The organism is Idiomarina sp. UBA4206 (genome assembly GCF_002383015.1).
GTDB lineage: Bacteria > Pseudomonadota > Gammaproteobacteria > Enterobacterales > Alteromonadaceae > Idiomarina > Idiomarina abyssalis.
The window spans coordinates 5,561-6,331 of sequence record NZ_DFTS01000069.1 but is presented as its reverse complement, the minus strand read 5'-3'; the positions used below and the strand labels follow the sequence as shown (position 1 = coordinate 6,331).

The window sequence follows — 771 nt, the reverse complement described above, 5'->3', positions numbered from 1 at the left end:
GCAATCTGCTCCAATACGCGATAAAATAAGCGCCTTAAACGAAATCAATCAACCATCGAGTGGTCATGAGTAAGAAGCTATATATCAAAACCTGGGGTTGCCAAATGAACGAGTACGATTCTGCTAAAATGGCAGAATTGCTGCACTCAACCCACGGCTACGATGTTGCCGAAGAAGCTGAAGACGCAGATTTAATTCTGCTGAATACCTGTTCCATCCGCGAGAAGGCTCAGGAAAAGGTGTTTCATCAGTTAGGGCGTTGGAAAAACCTGAAAAAGAACAACCCCAATTTATTAATCGGGGTTGGTGGCTGCGTTGCTTCTCAGGAAGGCAATGAAATCCGCGCACGCGCTCCTTTTGTCGATATTATCTTCGGGCCTCAGACTCTGCACCGCTTACCGGAAATGGTAAACCAGGTCACTGAAACTCACGCCCCCATGGTCGATGTCTCTTTTCCGGAAATTGAGAAGTTTGACCGGCTGGCTGAACCCAAAGCCGATGGCGCCAGTGCCTTTGTTTCCATTATGGAAGGTTGCAGTAAGTACTGCTCTTTCTGTGTCGTACCTTATACGCGTGGCGAAGAAGTCAGTCGCCCCGTTGATGACGTTATTTATGAAATAGCTCAGTTGGCTGAACAAGGCGTTCGCGAAGTAAATCTCTTAGGCCAAAACGTTAATGCATACCGTGGAGAACACTACGACGGTGCTGTTTGCCGCTTTGCTGAATTACTGCATATCGTTGCCGCAATCGATGGTATTGATCGCATTCGTT

At 47.3% G+C, this 771-nt stretch carries 1 protein-coding gene; it reads left to right on the top strand.

The window, feature by feature from the left end:
- Window positions 1–65: 65 nt before the first annotated feature.
- Window positions 66–771, top strand: a 706-nt coding sequence (locus tag B3180_RS13860) for a MiaB/RimO family radical SAM methylthiotransferase (RefSeq protein ID WP_286845093.1), incomplete at its 3' end; no start/stop codon positions are given.